This window comes from Holdemanella porci, assembly GCF_009696075.1.
Taxonomy (GTDB): Bacteria; Bacillota_I; Bacilli_A; order Erysipelotrichales; family Erysipelotrichaceae; genus Holdemanella; species Holdemanella porci.
Genome location: NZ_VUMR01000121.1, coordinates 1 through 1,352 on the forward strand (window position 1 = coordinate 1; position 1,352 = coordinate 1,352).

Genomic DNA, 1,352 nt, shown 5'->3' on the forward strand with positions numbered 1-1,352 from the left:
ACACGATACGAATCCATAGCCATTGCGGTTATGAATCACCAAATCAATATGAGAATAATTATTATTCAAAACATTAGAATTTAAAATTTATCTATTTTATGAGTCCTTTTTCTTGACGTAGTACCACCTTATTTGAAAAAGCGTATAAAGAGTCTGATAAAAAAGATCGTTTATATACGTGGATCTCTAATGGATGGATCTTGGATGAAGTATATGTCAATGAACAAGCATCTTTATTTTTAATGGAGGAGGCAATAGCGACAAAAGATGCTACTTTGATTCGATATGTATATGATCGTGTTTCTTTAGATAAATGGCCAGAGCTTCAAGCACTTGTGTTGGTGTATTTAAATCCGGATGCCACACATATTGATACGTGTGTTAAGCTGGTGAATTCAAATAACTTGCTTCTAAAAGATAAATTGAACGTTGTAAATCAATGTCTTCAGTTTGGTTTGCATAAAGAAATTAAAATTTCGATTCAACCGATTAAAGAATGGATTGAAAGTATAAATCCAGAGACATTAAAAACGTATCAAGCCGAATTTGAAAATCTAGGATGCAATTACTTGGAATATGTACTTTTGTTACGAAATAAGGAGAGTGAAAATATGGAAATTCCAGTGATTTTTATTGACAATTTAAAAAGTGAAAGATGGAAAGATCTTTATGAATTTTGGAGGAGTCTATGATTGTTTCTCTACAAGATGTTGAATATACAGATTTTATATATTGGCAGGAAACAGAAAGCTTTATAAATGGTGTGGCCTCTGCGACAGGAAATGTTGAGTTGTTTTTTGATGAAAAAGTGGATCGAGATTCTAGTTTAGTTATTTATGATGGCAAAGAAATTGATTTAAACCAAGAACATACTTTTATCGATATTCAAAAAGAAGGAATCACGCAGCTTGTATTTATTCTAAAAGATATAGATGGTTATGCTTTACAGGAAGGTGAAAAAACAATTCTATTAGATACGACAATGCCAGATATTGTATTCGATACAGGCAATCAAAATATCATAGATGTGCTTCCTTTAGAAGATAAAGAAACCATTCATGTAAAGATATTCGAACAAAATGTGAAAAGTATTGAGGTTTATTTAGATGATGAACAAATAGATTGTGAAGGTCTTGAATTTGATGTGGATGTTACATCCAAAAATAAATCTTTACGAATAATCTGTACAGATATTGCACAAAATAAGTTGGAAAGAGAAATTAAAATTGGCTTAACTAGCAATTTGGTGACTTTGCTATAATTCTTCTTTTTATCACTTACACGAATAACCACTCGTTTTTCAAATCCTTTAAGCGAGTGATTTTATAGATGTTTTTCAATCTAAGTAGTAC

At 30.7% G+C, this 1,352-nt stretch carries 2 protein-coding genes; both read left to right on the forward strand.

The annotated features are described in order from the left end of the window. The first annotated feature begins 200 nt into the window (after positions 1-200). Positions 201-692 carry a hypothetical protein gene (locus FYJ55_RS10655; RefSeq protein WP_154556799.1) on the forward strand — a complete coding sequence of 164 codons (492 nt, stop codon included), beginning with the start codon at positions 201-203 and terminating at the stop codon, positions 690-692. Beyond that, the gene (locus tag FYJ55_RS10660; RefSeq protein ID WP_154556800.1) at positions 689-1,261 is read left to right on the forward strand and encodes a hypothetical protein; all 573 of its coding nucleotides are present in this window, start codon (positions 689-691) and stop codon (positions 1,259-1,261) included. The genes FYJ55_RS10655 and FYJ55_RS10660 overlap by 4 nt, the downstream gene beginning before the upstream one ends. The last annotated feature ends 91 nt before the right edge of the window (positions 1,262-1,352 follow it).

What these genes read in the sequence shown, in the direction of transcription:
- FYJ55_RS10660 (WP_154556800.1), top strand. Translation starts at nt 689, where the DNA reads ATGATTGTTTCTCTACAAGATGTTGAATATACAGATTTTATATATTGG.